General features: G+C 64.2%; 23 protein-coding genes. 6 read left to right on the top strand and 17 right to left on the bottom strand.

The genetic code is table 11. The annotated features are described in order from the left end of the window. Nucleotides 1-52: 52 nt before the first annotated feature. Complete coding sequence (locus tag J2R99_RS00620) at nucleotides 53-649, top strand: hypothetical protein (protein ID WP_307152585.1); 597 nt, start codon at nucleotides 53-55, stop codon at nucleotides 647-649. 13 nt (nucleotides 650-662) lie between these two features. Here J2R99_RS00620 and J2R99_RS00615 read toward each other — a convergent pair whose 3' ends face one another. From J2R99_RS00615 to J2R99_RS00585, 7 genes are read right to left on the bottom strand one after another with little or no spacing between them, the layout of a single operon-like run. Then, complete coding sequence (locus J2R99_RS00615) at nucleotides 663-1,730, bottom strand: threonine aldolase family protein (RefSeq protein WP_307152584.1); 1,068 nt, start codon at nucleotides 1,728-1,730, stop codon at nucleotides 663-665. Next, complete coding sequence (locus J2R99_RS00610) at nucleotides 1,727-2,944, bottom strand: aminotransferase class V-fold PLP-dependent enzyme (RefSeq protein ID WP_307152583.1); 1,218 nt, start codon at nucleotides 2,942-2,944, stop codon at nucleotides 1,727-1,729. Before J2R99_RS00610 ends, J2R99_RS00615 begins: the two co-directional genes overlap by 4 nt. A gap of 7 nt (nucleotides 2,945-2,951) precedes the next feature. Then, nucleotides 2,952-3,704, bottom strand: a complete 753-nt coding sequence (locus J2R99_RS00605) for an amino acid ABC transporter ATP-binding protein (RefSeq protein WP_307152582.1) — start codon at nucleotides 3,702-3,704, stop codon at nucleotides 2,952-2,954. Nucleotides 3,705-3,706: 2 nt separating this feature from the next. Further along, nucleotides 3,707-4,834: an amino acid ABC transporter permease gene (locus J2R99_RS00600; protein ID WP_307152581.1), complete on the bottom strand. Its 1,128-nt coding sequence runs from the start codon at nucleotides 4,832-4,834 to the stop codon at nucleotides 3,707-3,709. Beyond that, complete coding sequence (locus tag J2R99_RS00595; RefSeq protein WP_307152580.1) at nucleotides 4,834-6,018, bottom strand: amino acid ABC transporter permease; 1,185 nt, start codon at nucleotides 6,016-6,018, stop codon at nucleotides 4,834-4,836. The genes J2R99_RS00600 and J2R99_RS00595 overlap by 1 nt, the downstream gene beginning before the upstream one ends. A 43-nt stretch (nucleotides 6,019-6,061) precedes the next feature. Further along, a complete protein-coding gene (locus J2R99_RS00590) occupies nucleotides 6,062-7,090 on the bottom strand; it encodes an amino acid ABC transporter substrate-binding protein (RefSeq protein ID WP_307152579.1) in 1,029 nt (342 codons plus the stop codon). Continuing rightward, on the bottom strand, nucleotides 7,087-7,785 hold the full coding sequence (locus tag J2R99_RS00585) for a GntR family transcriptional regulator (protein ID WP_307152578.1): 699 nt from the start codon (nucleotides 7,783-7,785) through the stop codon (nucleotides 7,087-7,089). Before J2R99_RS00585 ends, J2R99_RS00590 begins: the two co-directional genes overlap by 4 nt. Before the next feature lie 349 nt (nucleotides 7,786-8,134). Between J2R99_RS00585 and ilvD the strand changes: the two genes are divergently transcribed. After that, nucleotides 8,135-9,970: a dihydroxy-acid dehydratase gene (gene ilvD / locus J2R99_RS00580; protein WP_307152577.1), complete on the top strand. Its 1,836-nt coding sequence runs from the start codon at nucleotides 8,135-8,137 to the stop codon at nucleotides 9,968-9,970. A gap of 77 nt (nucleotides 9,971-10,047) precedes the next feature. Here the strand turns inward: ilvD and J2R99_RS00575 are convergent, their stop codons facing one another. Genes J2R99_RS00575 through J2R99_RS00560 form a run of 4 tightly spaced genes read right to left on the bottom strand, consistent with a single transcriptional unit; the run spans nucleotide 10,048 to nucleotide 13,635 of the window. After that, entirely contained in the window at nucleotides 10,048-10,917 is an 870-nt protein-coding gene (locus J2R99_RS00575) for a metal ABC transporter permease (RefSeq protein ID WP_307152576.1), read from the bottom strand. Further along, on the bottom strand, nucleotides 10,914-11,825 hold the full coding sequence (locus J2R99_RS00570) for a metal ABC transporter permease (protein ID WP_307152575.1): 912 nt from the start codon (nucleotides 11,823-11,825) through the stop codon (nucleotides 10,914-10,916). Before J2R99_RS00570 ends, J2R99_RS00575 begins: the two co-directional genes overlap by 4 nt. Next, nucleotides 11,822-12,754, bottom strand: coding sequence for a manganese/iron ABC transporter ATP-binding protein (locus tag J2R99_RS00565; RefSeq protein WP_307152574.1), 933 nt, complete (start codon nucleotides 12,752-12,754; stop codon nucleotides 11,822-11,824). The genes J2R99_RS00570 and J2R99_RS00565 overlap by 4 nt, the downstream gene beginning before the upstream one ends. After that, nucleotides 12,751-13,635, bottom strand: a complete 885-nt coding sequence (locus J2R99_RS00560) for a metal ABC transporter substrate-binding protein (RefSeq protein WP_370872309.1) — start codon at nucleotides 13,633-13,635, stop codon at nucleotides 12,751-12,753. The genes J2R99_RS00565 and J2R99_RS00560 overlap by 4 nt, the downstream gene beginning before the upstream one ends. 256 nt (nucleotides 13,636-13,891) lie before the next feature. Here J2R99_RS00560 and J2R99_RS00555 point away from each other — a divergent pair, with 256 nt between their 5' ends. Beyond that, the gene (locus J2R99_RS00555; protein ID WP_307152573.1) at nucleotides 13,892-14,326 is read left to right on the top strand and encodes a Fur family transcriptional regulator; all 435 of its coding nucleotides are present in this window, start codon (nucleotides 13,892-13,894) and stop codon (nucleotides 14,324-14,326) included. Between the two features lie 3 nt (nucleotides 14,327-14,329). On the opposite strand, the gene J2R99_RS00550 is transcribed toward J2R99_RS00555, so the two are convergent. The 5 genes from J2R99_RS00550 to J2R99_RS00530 all read right to left on the bottom strand — a co-directional run bounded on the left by J2R99_RS00550 (nucleotide 14,330) and on the right by J2R99_RS00530 (nucleotide 19,120). After that, nucleotides 14,330-15,817 carry an HAL/PAL/TAL family ammonia-lyase gene (locus J2R99_RS00550; protein ID WP_307152572.1) on the bottom strand — a complete coding sequence of 496 codons (1,488 nt, stop codon included), beginning with the start codon at nucleotides 15,815-15,817 and terminating at the stop codon, nucleotides 14,330-14,332. Nucleotides 15,818-15,834: 17 nt separating this feature from the next. Beyond that, entirely contained in the window at nucleotides 15,835-16,614 is a 780-nt protein-coding gene (locus J2R99_RS00545; RefSeq protein WP_307152571.1) for an ABC transporter ATP-binding protein, read from the bottom strand. After that, on the bottom strand, nucleotides 16,607-17,347 hold the full coding sequence (locus J2R99_RS00540) for an ABC transporter permease (RefSeq protein ID WP_307152570.1): 741 nt from the start codon (nucleotides 17,345-17,347) through the stop codon (nucleotides 16,607-16,609). The genes J2R99_RS00545 and J2R99_RS00540 overlap by 8 nt, the downstream gene beginning before the upstream one ends. A 4-nt stretch (nucleotides 17,348-17,351) precedes the next feature. Continuing rightward, nucleotides 17,352-18,074 (bottom strand): ABC transporter permease, encoded by a 723-nt coding sequence (locus J2R99_RS00535; RefSeq protein ID WP_307152569.1) that lies wholly within the window; start codon nucleotides 18,072-18,074, stop codon nucleotides 17,352-17,354. Nucleotides 18,075-18,277: 203 nt separating this feature from the next. Then, a complete protein-coding gene (locus tag J2R99_RS00530) occupies nucleotides 18,278-19,120 on the bottom strand; it encodes a transporter substrate-binding domain-containing protein (protein ID WP_307152568.1) in 843 nt (280 codons plus the stop codon). Between the two features lie 282 nt (nucleotides 19,121-19,402). Between J2R99_RS00530 and hutC the strand changes: the two genes are divergently transcribed. Next, nucleotides 19,403-20,146 (top strand): histidine utilization transcriptional repressor HutC, encoded by a 744-nt coding sequence (gene hutC / locus J2R99_RS00525; protein WP_307152567.1) that lies wholly within the window; start codon nucleotides 19,403-19,405, stop codon nucleotides 20,144-20,146. 86 nt (nucleotides 20,147-20,232) lie between these two features. Continuing rightward, complete coding sequence (locus J2R99_RS00520) at nucleotides 20,233-21,561, top strand: NAD(P)/FAD-dependent oxidoreductase (protein ID WP_307152566.1); 1,329 nt, start codon at nucleotides 20,233-20,235, stop codon at nucleotides 21,559-21,561. A 143-nt stretch (nucleotides 21,562-21,704) separates the two neighbouring features. Here the strand turns inward: J2R99_RS00520 and J2R99_RS00515 are convergent, their stop codons facing one another. Beyond that, a complete protein-coding gene (locus J2R99_RS00515; RefSeq protein ID WP_307152565.1) occupies nucleotides 21,705-23,327 on the bottom strand; it encodes an FAD-binding protein in 1,623 nt (540 codons plus the stop codon). Between the two features lie 248 nt (nucleotides 23,328-23,575). Between J2R99_RS00515 and J2R99_RS00510 the strand changes: the two genes are divergently transcribed. Continuing rightward, a complete protein-coding gene (locus J2R99_RS00510) occupies nucleotides 23,576-24,052 on the top strand; it encodes a cytochrome c3 family protein (protein ID WP_307152564.1) in 477 nt (158 codons plus the stop codon). Nucleotides 24,053-24,060: the final 8 nt, after the last annotated feature.

Raw genomic sequence — 24,060 nt, 5'->3', positions numbered from 1 at the left:
GATCCGCAGCGAAGCGGATCGGCTCCCGCTTCCCGTCAACGATGGAGGCGTCATGCCTACGCATAATCTTCGATTGAGCCCGGTTCGCCGGCGGGGCGCGCATCTGGTTTGCGCCATGCTGGCGATTGCAGGCTTCAGCGACACCGCGCAAGCCCAGTCAGCGGAGGCGACGGTGGAGTTCCTGCTGGCCGGCGTGCGGCCGGGCGGCGAGATGAAGCGCGTCGTCGACGAAGACGAGGCCGTGCGCACCGTCACGCCGACGACCAAGGAAGGCGTCTGGCGCTTCGAATACTCACGCTCTTTTGGCGCCGACAAGACCTACACGATGTCGCTCGATTACGAGCTCAAGAAGGTCACAGCCTGCCGCTACGACCTCAAGATACGCGGCAACGGCACGGTCGTGACGATGAAGTACGATTTTTCCGGCGCGCGCGATCTTGAGATACGCCATGATGAGAACCCGACGCCGTCCGGAATGATCTCGATCGATGTTGTCGGTGCTGATGTGGAGCGCTGCGAGCCGCAGAAGGGCCATGCCTGCGAGGCGTTCGACGGCAACCGCTTCGGCTATGTCGCTGCGAGCGAAGAGGAGATCCGGCAGGCTTTCGCGCATTTCCAGGAGAATTACTGCCCGAAAAGCGGGTTCTGAGCGCCGCTGGCGCTCAGCCGAGCATCGTCTGCACGGTCTCCGCAAAAGCCCTGCCGGCGCGCTCGACGCCGTCGCGTGTCACGTCGAGATGCGTGACGACGCGCATGCGGCGCGGACCTTCGACGCCGATGCGGACCCCATGCTCTTTCAGTGCCGTCGCGATGGCGGCGGCCTCGAGCCGCTCATCGAGCTCCAGAAACAGGATATTGGTGACGACATTCTCCGGGGAGACGGTCACTCCATCGAGGCCGCGCACGATGTCGGCAAAGAGGCGGGCATTGGCATGGTCTTCGGCGAGGCGTTCGACATTGTGGTCCAGCGCGTAAAGGCCGGCGCCAGCCAGGATCCCTGACTGGCGCATGGCGCCGCCGAGACGGTGCTTCCAATGCCAGGCTTCGGCGATGAAGTCCTTTGAGCCGGCAAGCACGCCGCCCACCGGGCAGCCGAGACCCTTGGAAAGGTCGACCCAGGCGCTGTCGAAGCCTGCGGTGAAGATCTTTGCGGGCGTCTTGGCGGCGACGACGGCATTGAAGAGGCGCGCGCCGTCCATATGGGCCGCAAGAGAGTGCTCGCGGGCGAGCGCGACGATGGCGGCAAGTTCTTCGACCGGCCAGATCGCTCCGCCGCCTCGGTTTGTCGTCTGCTCGACTGAGATCACCCGGCTGCGGGGACGGCGCATACGAGGCGCCCGAATATGCGCGGCGACCGCGGCCGCGTCGAAGATGCCGCTCGGTGTCGCGATGGTGTGAAACTGCGCGCCCGCAAGCGCGGAGGCGCCAGCCCCCTCGGAACCGAAGACATGGGCATTTTCGGCGGCGATGATCTCATCACCCGGCCGACAATGAACGAGGAAGGCGATCTGGTTGCACATCGTCCCAGACGGCAGAAAGAGCGCGTCTTCCATGCCGAGAAGACCGGCGATCTGTTCGCAAAGCCGAAGAACCGTCGGGTCCTCGCCGCGCTGCTCGTCGCCCGTTTCGGCTGCCATCATCCGGGCGAGCATGTCACGGCTCGGGCGGGTGGAGGTGTCTGAAACGAGGTCGATCTCGATCGCAGAGGTCGCAGAGGTCGCAGAGGTCATTGTCTGGCTTTGCTCAAATGGTGTTGGAGGCGGTCGAACAGGCGCGCGACGTCCTCCTCGTTGTTGTAAAAATGCGCGGCCGCACGCAGATGCCCGTCTTTCGCTGCAACCCGGATGCCTTCCTCGGCAAGTTCGGCTTCCAGCGCGTCGGCGGAAACGCCGCCAAGATCGAGACTGACGATCCCGGCGCGTTCATGCCAGGGCCGGGGCGTGCGCACTTTGACACCGATGCGGTCGGCCCCCTCGATGACAAGATCGGTGAGCGCGTGCACCCGCTCTTCGATCGCATGGAGCCCGATGGCGGCGATGAATTCCGCCGAACGACGCTGAATGGCGAGACCGAGAAAGTTCGGATTGCCATATTCGAAACGGTGCGCGTCCGGCGCATAGACCGGATCGGCGACCGTGCGGTCGAGCGTGTCGAAGGAGTATTTCGCAGCGAAGGGCGGCTGGAAACGGTTGAGCGCCCGCGGCGCGACATACATGAGCCCGGCACCGGTGACGCTCATCTGCGCCTTGTGACCGCCAGCGGCGACGACATCGGCGCCGAAATCGTCGAGCCGTCGCTCAAGGACGCCGAGCCCCTGGATTGCATCGACGACGAAGAGGATGTCTTGCGCCCGGCAGAGTGCCGACAAGACGTCGAGATCGGCGCGCTGTCCGAGGCCGTAGGCGACCCAGGCGATCGAAAGGATGCGGGTGCGTGCGTCGATGGCGCCTGCGAGCGCTTCCGTCGTGACCATCCCTGAGGGATCGGTGGGGACGACGCGCACCTCGATCCCGCGATGGGCGAGTGGGCGCCACGGGAAGGTGTTGTTCTCGTGTTCAGCCTCGGAGATGACGACATTGTCGCCGTCGCGCCAGTCGAAGCCCTGGGCCACGATATTGATCGCCTCGGAGGTGTTTTTGACGAGAGCGATCGTCTCTGGAGCCGCGCCGAAGGTTGCGGCAACCTGCTGGCGCGTCGCTTCCACACTGTCCATGGAAAAGGAATGGCGGCCCGCATCGGATGAGGCGATGTCGGCGAACCACTCATGTGCAGCCTCTTCTGCCAAAGTCGGCAGCAGCGCTTTGCGGGCGATATCGAGGTAGGCGGTCTTCTCCGTTGCCGGGAAGAGCCCGCGGATTTTGCGCCAGTTCGGCGTGCCGTCGGCAAGAAGAAGGGGCGAGGGGTGTTCGCCGACGAGGTCGGCTTCGGCTTTCGGATCGTTCATTGAGGTCCTAGGTCGCGTGGGAGATCTGGCCGAGGAAACCGCGAGCGCGGTCGGTGGCGGGGGCGGAGAAAAAGGTATCCGGCGGGGCGGCCTCGACGATCTCGCCCTGATCCATGAAGACGACGAGATCGGAGACGCGGCGGGCAAAGCCCATCTCGTGGGTGACGACGATCATCGACTGGCCGGATTGGGCCAGCTCCTCCATGACGTCGAGGACCTCGTGCACCATTTCAGGGTCGAGCGCCGATGTCGGCTCGTCGAAGAGCATCACTTCCGGCTCCAGCATGAGGGCACGGGCGATCGCCACGCGCTGGCGTTGGCCGCCGGAAAGCTGGCCGGGATATTTCCACGTCTGCGAGGTGAGCTGGACGCGCTCAAGCAGCGCCTTGGCGCGCTCGGTTGCTGCATCTTCCGGCTCGCCGCGCGCATAGATCGCGCCGAGCGTGAGATTGTCCATGATGGAGAGATGCGGAAACAGATTGAAGTTCTGGAACACCATGCCGGTGTGCCGGCGCACCTCTGCAAGCCGTTCCTGCGTGCCGTTGAGCGTCGTGCCGCAAACGGTGAGCGTGCCTTCCTGAAAGCCCTCAAGCCCGTTGATACAACGGATCAGCGTCGATTTGCCGGAGCCTGACGGCCCGCACAACACGATCCGCTCGCCGCTTGCGAGCCCGAGCGAGACATCGCGCAGCACATGGTGCTTGCCGAACCATTTGTTGACCGCCTGCATGGTGACGACGAGGTTTTTTTGAGCCGTCATCGTTAGCGCTCCACCTTGCGGCCGCGGCTGGCGTTGGCGTGTTCCAAAGACCGGCCGTAAAGCGACATGCCGGAGCAGATGAGGAAGTAGAGCAGGAAGACGAAGAGATAGCCTTCGAGCCCGTAGCGCACCCAGTTCGGATCTTGCAGGGCGGCCTTGGTGGCGCCGAGCACGTCGAAGAGGCCGAGGATGGCGAAGAAGGTGGTGTTCTTGAAGGCGCGGATGATGTCGTTGAAGAGCGCGGGGATGGAGATCGCCAGCGCCTGTGGCAGCACGATCTTGCGCATGCGCTGCCAGTAACGCAGGCCGAGCGCTTTTGCGGCTTCCTCCTGTCCGTCGGGCAGGGCCTGCAGCCCGCCGCGCACCACCTCCGCGGCATAGGCCGCAAAGAAGATGATCATGCCGATCTCCGCCCGCACGAGCTTATCGACATTGAGCTGTGGCGGCAGGAAGAGCGGCAGGATGAGCGCGGCGAAAAAGAGAACGACGAGAAGCGGAATGCCGCGCACGCATTCGATGGTTGCGATCGACAAGAAACGGATGGCGGGCAGCTGTGAGCGACGCCCTAGCGCAAGCAGGATGGCGAGCGGCAGGCCGCCGGCGACGGTGCCGCCGAAGATGAGAAAGGTGAGGGGAAGCCCGCCCCAGAGATCCGTTCCGACATGCGGCATACCGAAGATACCGCCACGCAGGAGTGCGATCGTCGCAACGAAGATGACAAGCCAGCCGAGAAGGCGCAGCGACACGGCGAAGAGACGCGTGGCCGTCAAGACGCCCCAGACGAGCCAAAGGGCGATGATCACGGCGCCCCGCCACTGCTCCTCATAGGGGAAGGCGCCGAAGAGCATGACACGGTGTTTTTCGGTAATCACCGCCCAGCAGGCCCCGGCGGCATCCCGGCACGCGGTACCTTCCGGCGCATACCAGACGGCGTCCCAGATGGCCCAGCGGAAGAGGCCCGTGAGCGCCCAGACGATGATCGCCGCAAGCACGACCGTGACGACGCTCATCAGCGGCGTCGCAAAATAGCGTTTGTGCAGGCGGGCGAGAACACCCGTGCTGCCGAGGGGCGGCATGCGCGCCGGAGCGCCGCCGATTTTTGCGTAGGATGCCGGAACTTCCATCATCATCACCGCTCCGGGATCTGCACGAAGCTGTTGACGAAATTCGCGACCGCGCCGATCGCGAGCGACAACGCGAGATAGACAGCCGCCATGATGCACAGGACCTCAATGGTGCGGCCGGAATAGGTGAGCATGGTGTTGGAAACGGAGAAGAGATCCGGGTAGCCGACGGCCACGCCGAGCGAGGAGTTCTTCAACAGGCTCACATATTGCGCCGCGAGGGGCGGGATGATGACGCGCAGCGCCTGTGGCGCGACCACGCGGCGATAAAGGTCGATCCGGGTGAGGCCAATGGCGTTGGCCGCCTCGATCTGCCCGGAATCGACGCTGAGCAGGCCGCCGCGGACGATCTCGGCGATGAAGGCTGCGATATAGAAAGAAAGGCCGAAATAGATGGCGAGGAATTCCGGCGACAACGTTATGCCGCCGGCGAAATTGAACCCCTTCAGCTCCGGGACCGACCAGGCGAGCGGCATACCGAAAAGGAACCAGACGAGCAGGGCCGGCACGAAGATCGTGGCGACAAGAACCGGCTTCGCGGACTTCCATTTTTGCCCGGTGCGCCGACGGCGCCGGTCGGCCAGATACGCGACCCGCCAGGCGAGCGCGCAGCCGGCGAGGAAGGCAGCCGCGATCGCGGTGAAGGCGGTCATGTTCTCTGGTGCCGGGATGGTCAGCCCCCGGTTGGAGGCAAATGCGACGTCGAAGAAGGACCAGGAAAGACGTGCTGCGGGAAACAGTGTGAAGAAGGTGTACCAGAAGACGATCTGGACGAGCTGCGGCGTGTTTCGGAAGGCGTAGACATAGGCGCGCGCAATGCCGCTTGCGAGCGCGTTGGGCGAAAGCCGAGCGAAGCCCACGATCGCGCCGATAATGCTGGCCGTTACGATGCTGACGGCAGACAGCAACACCGTATTGCCGAGGCCGACGGCGAAGGCTTTGAGATAGGTGTCACCCGAGGTGAAGGTGAAGAAGGCTTCGCCGAGGGCGAATTGCGTCTGGTCGAAGAGAAAGCCAAGACCAGAGGTCATGCCGCGGTCGATCAGCGCCTGACGCGCGTTGAGCACGAGCCAGATGCCAAGGGCGGCAAGCGCTGCGAGAAGCAGCGCCTGCCAGGCGATGGCGCGAGAGCGCGGCTGGCGCCAGAATGGCACCGCGCTCTCACCGTTCGTCGAGGGAATGTGGGTCATGACCTCGGCCGCATCGATCTCTCAAGTGATCTCACGAGTGATCTCAGAGGGGCGGCGAGTAGATGAGGCCGCCGTCGGTGTAGAGGGCGTTGATGCCGCGATCGAGCTTCAAGGGAGAGCCCTTGCCGACATTGCGATCGAAGACCTCGCCGTAATTGCCGACCTGCTTGATGACGTTGTAGGCCCAGTCTTGATCAAGCCCGAGGCCGTCGCCGCCTGCCTTGTCGACGCCCAACAGCCTGCGGACGGCCGCGTCGTCGCTGGTTTCCTTCATCTCGTCGACGTTTTCGGAGGTGATGCCGCTCTCTTCAGCCTGGAAGAGCGTGAAGACAGTCCACTGCACGATGTCGCGCCATTGCGGATCGTCCTGCCGCACCACCGGTCCCATCGGGTCCTTGCCGAAGAGCTCGGGCAGGATGACGTAATCGTCCGGATTGGGGGCGACGGCAGCACGCGTCGAGGAGAGGCCGGAGGAGGACTGCACGGCAACGTCGCAGCGTCCGCCGAAGAAGGCCGTGTTGATCTCCTTCTGGTCCTCGATCACCACGAGCTGCATCGAGATGCCGTACTTCTTCTGAATGTCGGAGACGACACGCTCGGAGGTGGAGCCGGGGCGCACGCACACGCTCGCTCCGTCGAGTTCGGCAACGCTCGTGACGCCGAGTTCCTTCGGCACCATCAGGCCCTGGCCGTCGTAGAAAGTCGGGGAGACGAAATCGAGGCCGAGATCGGTGTCGCGGCCGCGCGTCCAGGTGGTGTTGGCGACGGTGACGTCGACTTCACCGGTTTGCAGGGCGGTGAGACGCGTCTGATTGTTGGTCTTGAGCAGCTTTACCTTGCTCGCATCGCCGAGAGTGGCCGCGGCGATGGCGCGGCAGGTGTCGACGTCGAGACCCTGCCAGGCGCCCTGGCTGTCCACGGAGGAAAAGCCCGGCCGGCTGCCGTTGACGGCGCAGGTGACGACGCCGGCGGCTTTCACGTCGTCGAGGGTGCTTGCGATGGCCGGCGTCTGAAAGCCGGCGGCGGAGATTGCGCCGACGAGAAGCCCGCCGGCGAATAGGTGCTTCATCATATGTTCTCTGTGCCTCTTGTTTTGTCTTTGGTCTTGTCTGTTCCGGGCGCCCGCTCGAGCTCCAGGCGGATCTCGAGACCACGCTTCAGATGTCTGCGCATCAATTCGGCGGCTTTCTCGGGCTGGCGGTCCACGATCGCTTCGAAGATCGTGATGTGCTCGACCAGGATTTCCTGGACGAGGGCGTGTGCGAAATACCGCGGCAGGTGGAATGCCAGGCGGAATCGCATGCGCATCAGGCGCACCATCTCGGCAAGAGGGGCGCTGGCGGAAGATTGGATGAGGGCGTCGTGGAAGTCGGTGCCGACGTCGTCGATCTCGCGCGACGTGAAGGCGGAGGGATCGCGCGCCATGATGCGCATCTTCTCTCCGCATGCGCTCAAAGCGAGGCTCGGACCCCGTTCGGCAGCCCGGCGGGTGGCGAGACATTCGAGGGCCTCGCGCAGCTCGTAGATGTCGCCGATGTCCCCCGCAGAGAGCTTGCGGATGAAGGTGCCGCGCGCCGGCTTCACCTCCACGACCCCTTCCTGCTCGAGCTGACGCAGCGCGTCGCGCACCGGCATGCGTCCGATGCCGAGCTGCTGGGCGAGCTTGCGTTCCGACAAAGGCTGATCGGCCTCGAAGCTGCCCCCGAAGATCAAATCGACGAGGCGGCTATAGGCGCGGTCGCGCTCAAACTCGAAGGAAACAGCCATGACGATCAGACTGGCTGACTGGTATACCAGTTGCAAGCCTAAAAATTCGGCGCGGCGTAATTCTGGCCTGAGGCCCGCCGGGCTTGTGGAATTCGCTATCCGGAGATCGACGGCTGCAGCGTTGGTTTGGGCGTAAGCGGCCCCGAACGTTGGTGTCGACACAAGGCCGGGCGCTGGCGGCGAGATTCGTCCTTTTGCGCTCAGGGCGTTGCCGAGCCGGGCGGGGACGCTTATTAGCTGGGCCGGTCCGCCTTTCGCGGATCCGTGCCGTGGCGCGACGGGCCGATCGGCCTTGCCCAATGTCGTCGTGCCACCGGCCTCACAAGGCCAGAAGGAATACCAAAAACCAATGCCCTCTTATCGCTCACGCACAACCACCCATGGACGAAACATGGCCGGCGCGCGCGGCCTTTGGCGCGCCACCGGCATGAAGGACAACGATTTCGGCAAGCCGATTATTGCCGTCGTGAATTCCTTCACGCAGTTCGTACCGGGCCATGTGCACCTCAAAGATCTTGGCCAGCTCGTGGCCCGCGAGATCGAGGCGGCGGGGGGCGTTGCCAAGGAATTCAACACCATCGCCGTCGATGACGGCATCGCCATGGGCCATGACGGCATGCTCTATTCGCTGCCCTCGCGCGAGCTCATCGCCGATGCCGTGGAATATATGGTCAATGCGCATTGCGCGGATGCGATGGTGTGCATCTCCAATTGCGACAAGATCACTCCCGGCATGCTGATGGCGTCGATGCGCCTCAACATCCCGACCGTGTTCGTCTCCGGCGGCCCGATGGAAGCCGGCAAGGTGGTGCTCGACGGCAAGTCGCAATCCCTCGATCTGATCGATGCGATGGTGGCGGCGGCCGACGACCGTGTCAGCGAAGAGGACGTGCAGGTGATCGAGCGGTCCGCCTGCCCGACCTGCGGGTCGTGCTCGGGCATGTTCACGGCCAACTCCATGAACTGCCTGACGGAAGCCCTGGGCCTGTCCCTGCCTGGCAACGGCACAACGCTTGCGACCCATGCAGATCGCCGCCGGCTCTTCGTTGAGGCGGGGCATCTGATCGTCGACCTCGCCCAGCGCTGCTACGAGCAGGACGACGAGAGCGTCCTGCCGCGCAAGATCGCAACCAAGGCGTCGTTCGAGAACGCCATGGCGCTCGACATCGCCATGGGCGGTTCCACCAACACCGTCCTGCACATCCTGGCCGCGGCTCAGGAGGGCGAGGTCGACTTCACCATGGACGACATCGACCGCCTGTCGCGGCATGTCCCGGTCCTGTGTAAGGTGGCGCCGGCCAAGAATGACGTGCATGTGGAAGACGTGCACCGCGCCGGTGGCATCATGGCGATCCTCGGTGAACTCGATCGTGCGGGGCTGATCAACCGCGATGTCGCGACCGTCCATGCAGAGACGCTCGGCGATGCGATCGAGCGCTGGGACGTGCGGCGTGCAGCCTCCGAGACGGTGTCGGAATTCTACCGTGCCGCGCCGGGGGGCGTGCCGAGCCAGGAAGCGTTCAGCCAGGACAATCGCTGGAAGGAACTCGATCTCGATCGCGAGGCGGGCGTCATCCGCGATGCCGACCATCCTTTCTCCAAGGATGGGGGGCTTGCCGTTCTAAAGGGCAATATCGCGATCGACGGCTGCATCGTGAAGACGGCGGGCGTCGACGAGTCGATCCTGAAGTTCTCAGGTCCCGCGCGGGTCTTTGAAAGCCAGGACGAGAGCGTGCATGCGATCCTGTCGAACAAGGTCCAGCCCGGCGATGTCGTGGTGATCCGCTACGAGGGGCCGCGGGGTGGACCGGGCATGCAGGAGATGCTCTATCCGACGAGCTATCTGAAGTCGAAAGGCCTCGGCAAAGCCTGTGCGCTTGTCACCGACGGTCGTTTTTCGGGCGGCTCGTCGGGCCTGTCGATCGGCCATACCTCGCCTGAGGCTGCCGAGGGCGGGGGGATCGGCCTCGTGCACGATGGCGACACGATCGAGATCGACATCCCGAACCGGACCATCAATCTTCTGGTGGACGATGCGGAGCTCGCGCGTCGGCGTGCCGAGCAGGACAAGGCGGGTTGGAAGCCGGCCAAGCCGCGCAAGCGGCAGGTGACGACGGCCCTCAAGGCCTATGCGGCACTGACGACGAGCGCCGACAAGGGTGCCGTCCGCCGCATCCCTGAATGATGTGAGAGATTCCCGGCGGCTTTCGCGTCTCCTCGTGAGGCACGAAAGCCGCCGGATTTCGTTTCGTCAGGACCAGATCAGCCGGGATTTTGCGGGGTGATGCGGGCCGTTGCGCTTTCGCCGCGCAATCGGGCGGTTAGCGTCATTGCGATGAAAACCGCGACGAAACATGCGGCGAGCAGAAGCACGATCGTCGGAGCCGGCGCGCTGTCGATAAAGAAGCTCGCATAGACGCCGAGAAACGCGCAGGCGACCGACAGGGACACAGCCACCAGCATCATCGGCCCGAAACGGCGTGTGACGAGGAAGGCGATGGCGCCCGGTGCGATCAAAAGCGCGATCGTCAGGATGATGCCCGTTGCCTTGAGCGCGCCGACGATCGTCAAAGATAAAATGGCGAGAAGCCCGTAATGCATGAGCCGCACGGGAAGCCCGATGGCGCGGGCATGCTGCGGATCGAAGGCGTGCAGGAGAAGGTCGCGCCACTTGGCGGCGATAATGGCGACGGTGAGGAGAGCGATCGCCGCGCTCTGCCACAGATCGACGGGCAGCACGCCCAGAATGTTGCCGAACAGGATGTGGTCGAGATGCACTTCGGTCTGGATCTTCGTGTAGAGGACGAGGCCGAAGCCGAACATGCCTGAGAACACGATGCCCATGATCGTGTCCTGCTTGATGCGGGAATTCTGGCTGAGATAGCCGGTGGCGATGGCACAGGTCATGCCGGCGGCGAAGGCGCCGACGACGAGCGGCAGGCCGACGAGATAGGCGATCACCACGCCCGGAAAAATGGCGTGCGAGATGGCATCGCCCATCAGCGACCACCCCTTCAGCACGAGAAAGCACGACAAAAGCGCCGAGGGAACGGCAACGAGAACCGCGATCACCATCGCCTCGCGCATGAAGGGCAAGGTGAAGGGCAGGATGGCGAAGTCGAGCGCGTTCATGCCGGGTCTCCCGGCTGCAGCTCGGCGGCCAGAGCATGCGGCTCGCGCGCTCTGGCATCCTCATCAAGCGCCTCGCGGGCGCGGCGCTTGGCGGCGAGAAGCCCGTGCTTGGGCGCCACGACGAAGGCGATGAGGAAGATCAGCGTCTGCAGGACGATGATGATGCCGCCGGTGGCGCCGTTCAGAAAATAGCTCGCATAGGCGCCGACGAAGCTCGTTGTTGCCCCGATGACGACGCTGAGGACGATGAGGCGGGGGAACCTGTCGGTCAAAAGATAGGCCGTGGCGCCGGGTGTCACCACCATGGCGATGACGAGGAATGCGCCGACCGTCTGCAATGCGGCGACGGTCGAGGCGCTCAGCAGCGTAAAGAAGACGAGTCGCATCAGGACAGGGTTGATGCCGATCGAGCGGGCATGGTTCTCGTCGAAGAACACCACCATCAGATCTTTCCACTTGGCGATGAGGATGGTGAGCGACACCGCGGCGATGATGACGAGCTGCATCGTGTCGGCGGGCGTGATCGCCAGAATGTTGCCGAGCACGATCGTCTGAATGTCAACGGCGGCGGGCGACAGCGACACCATGAAGAGCCCGAGCCCGAAAAAGGATGTGAAGATGAGGCCGATGATGGCGTCTTCGCGCAGCTTGGTACGGTGGTTGAGGAAGAGCATGGCGCCGGCCGCAAGTCCGCCGGAGAGAAAGGCGCCGAAGGAGAAGGGCAGGCCCAGCATATAGGCGCCGGCGACGCCCGGAACGATGGAATGGGAGAGCGCGTCGCCGATCAGCGACCATCCCTTCAGCATCAGATAGGCGGAGAGGAAGGCGCAGGTGGCGCCGACGAGCGCGCTCACCCACATGGCATTGACCATGTACTGATAGGCGAAGGGTTCCAGAAGCTGGCTCATGGCCGCTCCGCATCCTTCTCCGGCGAGGCGGCCTCGTCGCGCTCGCCATAGACGAGGAAGGGTTTTTCGTCATCGGAGATCATCCCGATCGGCCGTCCCTGGTCGGTGGCGGCAAGATCGAAATGGCGCAGGACGCCACCGAAGGTGCGTTCCAGATTGGCGCGCGTGAAGATCTCGCCCGTCGGCCCGGAGGCGAGCACCGTGCCTTTGACGAGAACGGCGCGATCGCAGAATTCCGGCACCGAGCCGAGATCATGCGTGGAGACGAGCATCACCCGTCCCTCGTCGCGCAGGTCGCGCAGAAGCGCGATAATCGCATCCTCCGTCTTGACGTCGACGCCCGTAAACGGCTCGTCGAGGAGGATGACCCGTCCATCCTGGGCGAGCGCGCGGGCGAGAAACACCCGCTTGCGCTGGCCGCCTGAAAGTTCGCCGATCTGGCGCTTGCGGAAATCACTCATGCCGACGCGTTCAAGGGCCGTCGCGACCGCAGCATGATCGGCGCGCTTCGGTCGGCGCAGGAAGTTCATGCGCCCGTAGCGGCCCATCATCACGACGTCTTCCACGAGGACGGGGAAATTCCAGTCCACCTCCTCGCTCTGCGGCACATAGGCGACGAGGTTCTTTTTCAGTGCCGCCTCGACGCTGCCGCCAAGTACGGAAATCGAGCCGCCGGCAACCGGCACGAAGCCCATGATCGCCTTGAAGAGAGTGGACTTGCCGCTGCCGTTGACACCGACGAGCGCCGTGATGGTTCCTGTCGGGATCTCAAAGCTCGCATCACGCAGCGCCGTGTGGCCATTGCGGTAGGTGACGGTGGCGTGACGCACGGCGATGCCGGACGGATCGCCCGACGCGGGCTCCGAGGCGCGTTCTGGCGCACGTTCTGGCGTAGCACGCGGGGTGATGGGGTCTGAGGACATCATCATGGCGCGAGGCACTTTGCGATCGTGTCGGAGGTGACGCGCAGGAGGTCGAGATAGGTCGGCACCGGCCCGTTTTCGTCACTCAGGGAATCGACGTAGAGCACGCCGCCATATGTAGCGCCGGTTTCGCGCGCCACCTGCTCGGCCGGCTTGGCGGAGACGGTGCTTTCGCTGAAGATGCAGGCAATATCGTGCTCATTGATGGCGTCGATGACGGCGCGCACCTGCTGCGGCGTGCCCTGCTGATCGGCATTGATCGGCCACAGATAGAGCTCTTTGAGATTGAAATCGCGCGCGAGATAGCTGAACGCGCCCTCGCTGGTGACGAGCCAGCGTTTGTCGTCCGGGATCTGTTCAAGCTCCGCCTGGATCGGTGCGATGACCGCCTGGATCTTCTCTTTGTAGGCCTCCGCATTTGCCTTGTAGGTCGCAGCATTGTCGGGATCTGCGGCGATAAAGGCGTCGCGAATGTTGTCGACATAGATGAGGGCGCTCGTCGGCGACATCCAGGCATGCGGGTTCGGCTTGCCGTTATAGGGCCCCTGCGAAATGCTCATCGGCTCCACGCCATCGGAGACGACGACATTGGTGACGTCGCCGAGATTGGCGAGGAAGCGTTCAAACCAGAGCTCCAGATTGAGCCCGTTGCGCAGGACGAGCTGGGCATTGCGCCCGCGCAGAAGATCGCGCGGCGTCGGCTGGTAATTGTGGATCTCCGCGCCGGGTTTGGTGATCGATTGGACCTCCGCCGCCTCGCCGGCGACGTTCTGCGCCATGTCGGCGATGATCGTGAAGGTCGTGACGGCCTTGAGCTCCGCTGCCGCCGGGACGGCATGCAGAGCCCCGACCAGGACGATGGCAAGGGCGCCTGGCACGGCAAGCAATCGAGATCCCTTCACGAGGCGTCCTCCATCAATAGGCGCTGCGGGGCGCCGACGCGGCTGTGCCGCCGGATAGCCCTTGTCCCATGGCCGCCCTGATTTGTAAATGAAATTGCAAATCATTTGCAAATATATGATGCTTTGGGTGAACGTTCGGTCACGCGCATCGGCGGGCGCGACCGGATTGGGGTTGCCGGCGCATGATTTTGCCGGCCGCGCCGCTCTTTGCAGCCGTCCCATCAGGCGCTAGAGGGGGATAATGGGTGAAGCCAAGAACCGCCGCGATTACGAGAATGAGCTGCGCGATGCGGGAATCCGGATCACGCGGGCGCGCAAGACGATCTTGAAGATCCTGGAGGAGGGGGAAAAGCACCCCGACGCGATGGAGATCTTCCGACGCGCTTCCGAGATCGACGCCACTGTCTCACTGTCCACCGTCTACCGCACGATGAAGATTCTTGAGGATCGCGGCGCCATCCAGCGTCATGTCTTCGAAGGCGGGCCGTCGCGCTTCGAGCCGGCTGGCGGCACCCATCACGACCACCTGATCGATACGGATACGGGCGAGGTGGTGGAGTTCCGCTCCGACAAGATCGAGGCGCTGCAGGAAGAGATCGCCCGCTCGCTCGGTTACGAAATCGTCTCGCACCGGCTGGAGCTCTACGTCCGCAAGATCGGCCGGCGGCGCGGCTGAGGCTTAGCGCGTAGCGGGTTCTTCCGAAGACAGGAATTGGAACGCCGTCTCCATATCCTGCGAGAGCGGTCGGTCGTCGGCATAGAAGGCAAGCAAGCCGCGGAGCTGCGCGAAAAGCCGATCGGTCGCGGGCGCACGCGCCGCGGTCTGAAAGGCATAGGCCTGGCCGGCGGCAAGCCACTCGATCGCAAGGAGGCGGGTGGCGTTTTCAACAATCGCAAGCGCCTTCAACGCGGCAGGCGTCGGATGCGAGAGATGGTCTTCCTGCAAGGCAGAGGTTATGCCGCCGTCGAGGCTCGCTGGCGTGGCGAGGCGACGATTCTCGTTGACGAGCGAGACGGCCGCATATTGCGCGATCATGAAGCCGGATGCCGCGCCGCCTTCGGCCGCGAGAAACGCCGGAAGCCCACTCACCATCGGACTGAGAAGCCTGTCGAGGCGCCGCTCCGACATCGCCGAGACTTCGGCGACGGCCGTCGCCAGGCCGTCGAGGGCAAGGGCAAGTCCCGCGCCGACGGCATGGGCCTGAGAATGCACGTGAGGTGCCTCGGGCGTGCCGGTGACGAGCGGATTGTCGGTGACGGAGGCGAGTTCGCGGTCGATGACAGTGGCTGCGGCCTCGAAAAGGTCGCGGGCAGCGCCATGAACATGCGGCACGGCGCGCAGCGACAGGGCATCCTGTGTGCGCTTGCCGATGGCGGCGGCGACGATGCCGCTGCCTTCAAGGTAGTGCCGCAGGCGGGCCCCAACCTGTTGCAGACCGTCGGAGCGGCGCAGCGTCAGCGCCTCGGGCGCGAAAGCGGCCGGGTTGGTGCCAAGATTTTCCATCGTCATTGCGGCGATCGCATCCGCCCAGGAGAGAAGGCGCTTCGCACGCGCGAGCGCGAGACAGGCAAGACCCGTGGCGCAGGGCGTGCCGTTGACGAGCGACAGACCCTCCTTCGCCTGAAGCTGGAGCGGCTCAAGGCCGGCCTTCGCCAGCGCCTCGGCTGCAGAGACGACGTGTTCGCCATCCCGCACCGTGCCCACGGCGACGAGGACGAGCGCGATGTGCGCCATATGGCTCAAATAACCGACCGAGCCGCGCGCCGGCACGAGGGGCGTAAGCCCGGCATTCAGGAGCGCGGCGAGGCTTTGCGGGATCTCGCGGCGGACGCCGGAATGGCCGTGCGCGTAATTGTTGATCGCCGCTGCCATGATGGCGCGCGTCTCGGCGACTGGGAGCGGCGCGCCGACGCCTGTCGCATGGCTCATCAGAATGTTGTGCGAGAGCTGCTGTTGCAGCGGCCGCTCCACCACGACATCGCAGAGCGCGCCGACACCGGTGTTGACGCCATAGGCGCGGATGCCGCGCTCGACGATCGCTTGCACGATGGCGGCGGCAGCATCGATGCGCGAGAGCGCGGCGGATGTGAGATCGAGAGGTGCCCCCTCCGCGACCTCAGCAACCTCCCGCCAGGTGAGGGAGCGATCGAGCAACACGCGAGGCATTCTGGCTCTCCGTAGCTTCAGCCTCTGAAGCCGGTGATGAACTGGTTGAAACGCTCGGAGGAGGATTCGGTGAAGATTTCTTCCGGCGGTCCCTCCGCCTCGACTTGGCCCTGGTGCAGGAAGATCACCTTGTCGGAGACGTTGCGCGCAAACGACATTTCGTGGGTGACGACGAGCATGGTGCGGCCTTCATCGGCAAGGCTGCGCATCACCTTCAGAACCTCGCCGACGAGCTCCGGATCGAGCGCCGAGGTCGGCTCGTCGAAGAGCAGAGCCTTCGGCCGCATGGCGAGCGCACGGGCGATGGCGGCGCGCTGCTGCTGGCCGCCGGAAAGGTGCGCGGGATAGTAGTCGCGTCGTTCTGCGAGCCCGACCTTTTCCAGGAGTGCTTCGGCCTCCTCGATGGCTTCCGCCTTCGGCCGCTTCTGCACATGCACCGGGCCTTCGATCATGTTCTGCAGGACGGTCATATGGGACCAGAGATTGAAGCTCTGGAAGACCATGGCGAGTTCGGCACGGATGCGATCGACCTGACGGCGATCCTTCGGCATCAGCCGGCCCTGGCGGTCGCGGCGCATGCTGATCGTCTCGCCGGCGACCGTGATCTCGCCTTCATCCGGCGTCTCGAGCAGGTTGATGCACCGGAGAAAAGTGCTCTTGCCCGACCCCGAAGCGCCGAGGATCGAGATGACGTCCCCGTCTTGCGCTTCGAGCGAGATCCCTTTCAGGACTTCGAGGTTGGCGAAGGATTTGTGGATGTTCTTGACCGAGATGGCCGGGACCGGGGCTTCAGTCATGGGAGGTCTCCAGCGATGTCACCGTGCGGCCTTCGCCGGAGATGCGTGGACGCTCGCGAAGATGCGGCGATAGCCGATGCTCCAAAAGGGCGACCAGGCGGACGATGATGAAATTGATGACGAGATAGATGAGCGTCGCGACCAGGAAGACTTCCATGGTGCGGTAGGTCTGCGAGATGAGGCGCTGCGCTGTGCCGGTGACTTCCCAGACGGTGACGAGCGAGGCGAGTGCCGTCGACTTCACCATCAGGATGATTTCCGTCGAATAGGCTGGCAGCATGGCGCGCAAAGTGATCGGGGCAATGATCCGGCGCACCAGCAGGAAGCCCGACATGCCGATGGAACGCGCCGCCTCGATCTCGCGCGGTGGCACCGCCTGCAACCCGCCGCGGATGATCTCCGCCTGATAGCCTGCCGTGCAGAAGGCAAGTGCCAGGACCGCGCACCAATAAGGCTCGCGCAGCACCGGCCAGGCAAAACTGTCGCGAATGACCGCGAACTGGCCGAGCCCGTAATAGATCAGAAACATTTGGATGAGCAGCGGCGAGCCGCGGAAGATGAAGACGTAGACGCGCGAGAAGGTCGACAGGATCGGTCCGCCGGCCGTGCGCATGACGACGAGGACGACGGCAAGGGCTGCGCCGAGAACGACGGAGGCGCCGAAGAGCGCCAAAGTCGTCGGCACCGCCTTGACCAGCGTCACGAAAGTGGAGGCGAGGAACTCGAAATCCATCGGCTCAGCTCCGCCCGAGGCCGTGCGAGAAGCTGACGGCGACGCGTCGCTCGGCTGCGGCGAAAAGCTGACCGGAGATCGTGGTGAGCACCAGATAGAGGATGCCGCCGACGATGAAGAAGAGGAAATACTGGCGCGTGGAGCCTGCGGCGAGCTGCGATGTGCGCATGAGCTCGGCGAGGCCGGTGACCGATATCAGGGCCGAATCCTTGAGGCTCAGCTGCCAGACATTGCCGAGGCCGGGCAGGGAGAAGCGGAGGATCTGCGGGATGATGATCCGGCGAAAGCGCAGCGCCCGGCCCATGCCGATGGAGCGTGCTGCCTCGATCTCGCCCTTGGCGATGGCGTGAAAGGCCCCGCGATAGACCTCCGCCTGATAGGCGCCGGAGATCATGCCCACGGCGAGCGCGCCGGCAAGAAACGAGGGCAGGCCGAGGAAGCCCTCATATTGGAAGAGACGGCCGATGGCGCTCACCGCCTGCGAGCCGCCGAAATAGACGAGATAGATGACGAGGAGTTCCGGCGCGCCGCGAAGGATCGTCGTATAGGCATCGCCGATGACCCGCGCGAGCCGCGATGACGAGAGCTTGGCGGCCGCCACGCCCGCCCCGAAAACGGCGCCGATGACGAGTGAGGCGGCCGTGACCGACAAGGTCATCAACGTCGCCCATAAAAGCAGGCCGCCGCGGCCGTTGGGTCCGAATCCGATCAGGTCGATCCAGGACATTGCGTCTCTCTTGTTGCTGCTGCGGCGGTGCGATCGCCAGCAGGCGCGAGGCGCCGCCGGGTGAGATGGCGCCTTTGGCGGGCGGGCGAGCCTGTGCCCGTCAACCTGCCGCGAACCGCATGCCGGCCAGGGAGAGCCTTTTAGGGTGAGGAGACCTTGGAGGCGTCCTCACCCTCAGGCGCGCGGGGCCGGCGCCGATTGGATTAGGGAGTGACGTCGACCTTCAGCCACTTTTCGCTAAGTGTCTTGACCGTGCCGTCGGCGACCGCCGCCTTGATGGCTTCGTCGAACTTCGCCTTGAGATCGGTATCCGACTTGCGCAGACCGAGGCCTTCGCCTTCGCCCCAGATCTGGCCGCCGATCTCTGGACCGGTGAAGGCGAGATTGTTGTTCTCGGAAGCCTCGAAAGTGCCGAGCAGATAGGTGGCGTCCTCAAAGCCGGCATCGATGCGTCCGACCGACAGGTCGAGGTCGCGTTCGGCCGCGGTCTTGTATTCCTTGATCGTCGCCACGTCGCCGAAATTCTCATAGACGAAATTGGCGTAGACGGTGGAGCTCTGGATGCCGATCGTCTTGCCCTTCATCGCTTCGCGCAGGGGCGCGATTGCGTCGGCCTGGTCGTGCACGTCTTCCAGCTTGATGACCGTCCCGGTGCCCGGAAGATCGGCGAGCTTGCTGTCCTTCGGAGCGGCGAAGACGGCGGGTGTCGCCGCGTAGGGAACGGTGAAATCGATGACCTTCTGGCGCTCCGGAGTGATCGACAGAGCGTCCATGATGACGTCGAACTTGCCGGCATTGAGGGCGGTGATCATGCCGTCCCAATCCTGCGAGATCATCGTACATTCAAGGTCGGCATGCTCGCACAGGACCTTGAGGAGATCGGGCTCGAAGCCGACGATCTGGCCGCTTGCATCGGTGAGGTTCCACGGCGCATAGCCGCCCTCCAGCGCCACAGTGACCTTCTTCCAGTCCTTCGCCGAAGCGGCGCCAGGCGCCAGAATGGCCGCTGCGAGTGCACCGGCCAGCGCAATCTTCTTGAAATTCATCCCCTTCTCCTCTGTGCGGAGCGTAGCCGCCCCCTTTGCTGACGCACACCCCGGAGAGCTGCATGGGCTGTGGCTCGAAACCGCGAAGAAGGGATCTTCGCAGGTCGGGCGAGGGACGGAAAAGGGTGCGAAATCGCCCTATTCGCCCTTGCCGCGCTTTTCGATTGCCATCGCGGCGCGCAGCGCTCTAGCTTGTACATACAAGTGACTGTATCCAAAATCGCAACGCTCGCAAGTCGAAAACCGACATCAAATTGTGCACACGCGAAAAGGGCCTAATAAATGGGCATCGAAGCCGGCGAGGCCGGTGCTGGCGCTGAGACGCCCCGTTATGCCGCGGTAAAGCGGATGATTGTCGAGCGGATCGCCGCGGGCGACTGGCCGCCGCGTCACCGGGTGCCGTCGGAAAACGAACTCTCCGCCAAGCTTGGCCTGAGCCGTATGACCGTGAACCGGGCTTTGCGCGAGCTCGCGGGCGAGGGGGTGCTGACGCGGGTGAAGGGGCTCGGCACTTTCGTCTCGGAGGGTAAGGGACAGACCTCCGTCTTTGCCGTGCGCAACATCGCCGACGAGATTGCCGAGCGTGGCCACAGCTATACCGCCCGGGTCGTTCTGCTCGAGACGTTGGAGGCAAGCCCGGAGATCGCCGAGGATCTCGCCGTGGACCCTGGCATCTCGGTGTTCCACAGCCTGGTCGTCCATCGCGAGGATGGAATTCCCGTTCAGCTCGAAGATCGGCTGGTCAATCCGCGGCTCGCGCCGGACTATCTGATGCAGGATTTCACCGCACGCACGCCCAACGATTATCTGAATGCCGTCATCGCCTGGACGGAGGCGGAGCATACGGTGGAGGCCGTCCTGCCGGCGGCGTGGGAAGCCCGTCTCCTGGCGATCGGGCGCGCCGATCCATGCCTGTCGATCCGCCGGCGCACATTTGCGGGGGACAAGGTCGTCACCTCCGTCAGGCTCGTCGTTCCAGGCGGCCGCTACAAGATCAAAAGCCGGCATCAGGCCAATGCTGTTTGAGTTTTCCTTCTGCCTGAGGCATGGCCTCGCCCTCTATCCGGGGCAGGGCGGTGCCGTCTGGCGCCATCCTTAAAGAGGAGAGTTTTATGGGACCGCAGGTCGATCCGGTCGTCTCCGATCGCGCATTTCCTGAAAAGGCCGATGTCGTCGTCATCGGCGGCGGCATCATCGGTGTCAGTTCGGCCCTGTTCATGGCCGAGCGCGGCATGGATGTGGTGGTTGTCGAAAAGGGCCACATCGCCGGCGAACAATCGAGCCGCAACTGGGGTTGGGTGCGCCAGCTCTATCGCGATCCGCGCGAATTCGATTTGATCCGCGAGGCGCTCGGCCTTTGGCGTGGCCTCGACCAGCGTATCGGCGGCGAAACCGGCTTTACCCAATGCGGCATTCTCTACGGCGCCCGCAACGACAAGGACGTGCAAGCCTATCGCGCCTGGGCCGAGAAGGCGGCCGCCTCCGGCATCGTGACGGAGCTTCTGTCCGGCCGCGAGATGGAAAAATACCTGCCGGGCGACCAGGACCTGCCGAAGGCCATCCTTCTGTGTCCGGGCGACGGGCGCGCGGAGCCCCAGAAGGCGGCGCCCGCGATCGCGCTCGGTGCCCGGGCTCGCGGCGCCCGCATCTTCACCGATTGCGCCGCGCGCGGGATCGAGACGGCGGCAGGCGAGGTCGCCGGCGTCGTTACCGAGCGCGGCCGTATCGCGACAAAGAACGTCGTCGTCGCGGGCGGTGCCTGGAGCCGGCGCATCCTGAGTGATCTCGATATCGTCCTGCCGCAGTTGAAGGTGCGCGCGAGCGTCGCCCGCACCTCGCCGGTCGAGGGTGGGCCGGAGGTCTCCATCTGGGACGACGTTCTGGGTCTCAGGAAGCGCGCCGATGGCGGCTACACGCTGGCGAACGGGCTTTCCAATGCGGCGCCGCTGACGCCCGACAGTTTCCGCTTCTTCTTCGATTTCCTGCCGGTTCTCGCGATGGACTGGCGCCATGTCGGCCTGCGTCTCGACGAGCGCTTCTTCAGCGAATGGCGCGAGCGCAAGCCGGTGCCGTACGATCAGCCGTCGCCCTATGAGGCCTGCCGCGTCCTCGATCCGAAGCCGGACCTTGGCTATGTGCGCAAGTGTTTTGAGGAAGCGAAACGGCGTTTCCCGGTCTTCAATGATGCGCGCCTCGTGCAGACATGGGCGGGCTTCATCGATACGACGCCGGACGTCGTGCCGGTGATCTCGCCGGTCGAAAGCTGCTCGGGCCTCATTATCGCCACGGGCTTTTCCGGCCACGGTTTCGGCATCGGTCCGGGGGCGGGGCATCTCGTCGCCGATCTCGTCACCGGCGAAAAGCCGATCGCCGATCCGCACGCCTTCCGCCTGTCGCGCTTCAGCGACGGCAGCCGTCCGCGGCCGATGACCAATCTGTAGCTGGCCCGCCTAGGCCTGCGAACGGCTCGACGTCTTCCCGGGGATCGTCTCGCGCGAGCGGTCCCAGGACTGCATGCGACCTGTCTGGTCCGATGGTGCGGCGGCCTTCGTCGAAGGCCGCCGCGTTCTAGTGTTTGAACGGTTCAGACGGCTTCGCCCGCGGCGTTGCGACCGGCGATGCGTCCGAAGGCAAGGATCTCGGCGATGTTGCCGCCACCTGCCGGATAGCGTTCGCCGTACATCGAGCCGAGTTCGCCCGCTTTGTAGAGCCTTGGGATCGGCTTGCCGAAGGCGTCGATCACCCGACCTTTCGGGTCATAGCGCGGACCGCCTTGCGTGTTGGGGCCGACCGGCCAGATCTCGGTCGCATAGAACGGTGGCGTCGCGAGTGGCTCCATTTTCTTCGCCGGCCGCGAAAACTCCTTGTCTTCACCGGCTTCGGCGTAGCCGTTGTAGGTCGCCACCGTCTCCGCCAGCACAGCCGGGTCCATCTTGATGGTGCTCTCATAGTCGACGAAGTCGTTCGGACCCTGACGGGCCCGGATCGCCTCGGCGAGCTCCTCGATCGTGTCGGCCTTCATGATCCAGCCCTTGTCGATCTCCGCGCTCTGGTCGTCGCTCCAGAAATAGCCGTGCTTGGCCGTCTTGGCGGAGACGAGACCTCCCGTCAGCTTGTTGGCCGAGAGCGGCGAGCCCATCGTGCGGACGCTCTCGTCGAAGATGAGATAGGACGGGATGCGCGGATAGACGCCTGCCAGCGGATCGAAATAGATGAGGTAGGCGTATGACGAATGGCCGTTGTAGCTGTCGTCGAAGAAGCGGTGCCCTGTCTGGTCGACGACCAGGAAGCTGTGCTTGGAGAACGAAAAATCCCAGACATTGAACGCTACCGGGAAGTCCTTGTAGTGGAAGCCCCAATGCTGGGAGGTCCAGTTCATGTGCCAAAGACCGGCCCCCGCCGCCAAAGCCATCGCAACGCCGTCGCCTGTGTTGGATTCCGGCCCGTAGAAGAAGCGCGGATTGCCGTAAAAGGCGTTGAGCTTCATCTCTTCGTTGTATTCGAAGCCGCCTGAGGACAGCACGGTGGCTCGCCGACCCTTGACGGCGATCTCCTCGCCTCCGCGCTCGGCGATCACGCCGAGGATCTCGCCATTTTCACCCTTGATGAGCTTTTTGCCCGGAGAGGCATAGGCGATGCGGATATTCTTTCGCGCATGCACGCATTTATCGAGGATTTCGAAGATCTTGGCGCCTGGGCCGGACATCAGGCTCCACATCTCGACGGCCTCGGCCCCGGGCAGATCCGGAAACTCGGCGCCGCCGAAGCGGATCATTTTTGAAGGTTCGCCGACACTTTCGGCAAGGCGCGCAAGATAATCCTTGTTGTCGCCGGTCGACTGCGCCCAGGCACGGCACATCTCGTCGTCGACCGTGTCGCCAACGCAGGCCTTGATGTACTGAAATGCCTTCTCGTCGTCCGTGGTGCTGATGAACAGGCCGCCGGAGACGTTGGTGTTGTTGAAATGCGCATCCGACGGGTTCTTTTCCAGGATGAGCACGTCTGCGCCCTGATCTGCCGCCTCGATGGCGGCAACGGCCCCGCCGCCGCCATAACCCACGATGACGACATCGGCTTCTTCGTCCCATTTCTCAGGAGGCGCGGCGAGTGCCTTGTCTGCAGCGAAGCCGGCCAGCGAAATCGCTGCAGCACCTCCTGTGGCGGCCTTCAAGAAATCACGGCGATTGGCAACCGATGTGCCGGACATATCTGAGCCCTCCTTGCGCATGGGACGCACGGCCCTCGTCCGTCGCGCCCGGCAAATCCGGGCGGGGAGGTCCGCACCTTTCTTCCCCTGCACAATCGGATGTGGGGGGCTGAAGGCGCGCTTACGCTGCGGCAAAGGGCAACATCTCTTTAGACAGGCGACAAGCTTAGGCCCTCCCCACATAAAACGGGCAGGGGGAAGACCGCGAAGCGGGCGGTTGGCTCATGCCCCCTGCGAGCGGGGAAATCATGCGGAAAAGAACCGCGGTCTGGCTGGGCGCGCTCGCCTTCCTCGCGACGTGCTTTTCTCTCTTGGGTGGCCTGATGCCCGGAGAGGCGATTTTCGCGGGCTCTCTTATGGCGTCGTCGCAGACGCCGCAGGAGCGCCTCGCGATCCTCGTTCCCCCGCGTTCGGACGCGCGCCTCCTGGCGCCCGTCAAGGTCGCCTTTTTGGATGCCTTGCATCAGCAAAAGGGTGTCACCTGCGAAAACTGCCATGGCACGCAGGCGCCCACCTCGCCGGCGACCGATGCCGCCTGCCACGCCTGCCACGGCAGTTACGCAGACCTTGCGGCCCGAACGACGGTCAGCCCCAATCCGCACGCGTCACATCTGGGCGAAATCGACTGCACGGAGTGCCACAAGGCGCATGCGCCCTCGACGCTCTTTTGCAGCGTCTGCCATCAATTCCCAACCCTCGTCATGCCATCGGCAAACGCGGATTGAGGTTGCGG

The organism is Rhodopseudomonas julia (assembly GCF_030813515.1).
Classification (GTDB): Bacteria; Pseudomonadota; Alphaproteobacteria; order Rhizobiales; family Afifellaceae; genus Afifella; species Afifella julia.
Note: the sequence above shows the minus strand (reverse complement) of the source record. Positions and strands in the feature narration are given on the sequence as shown.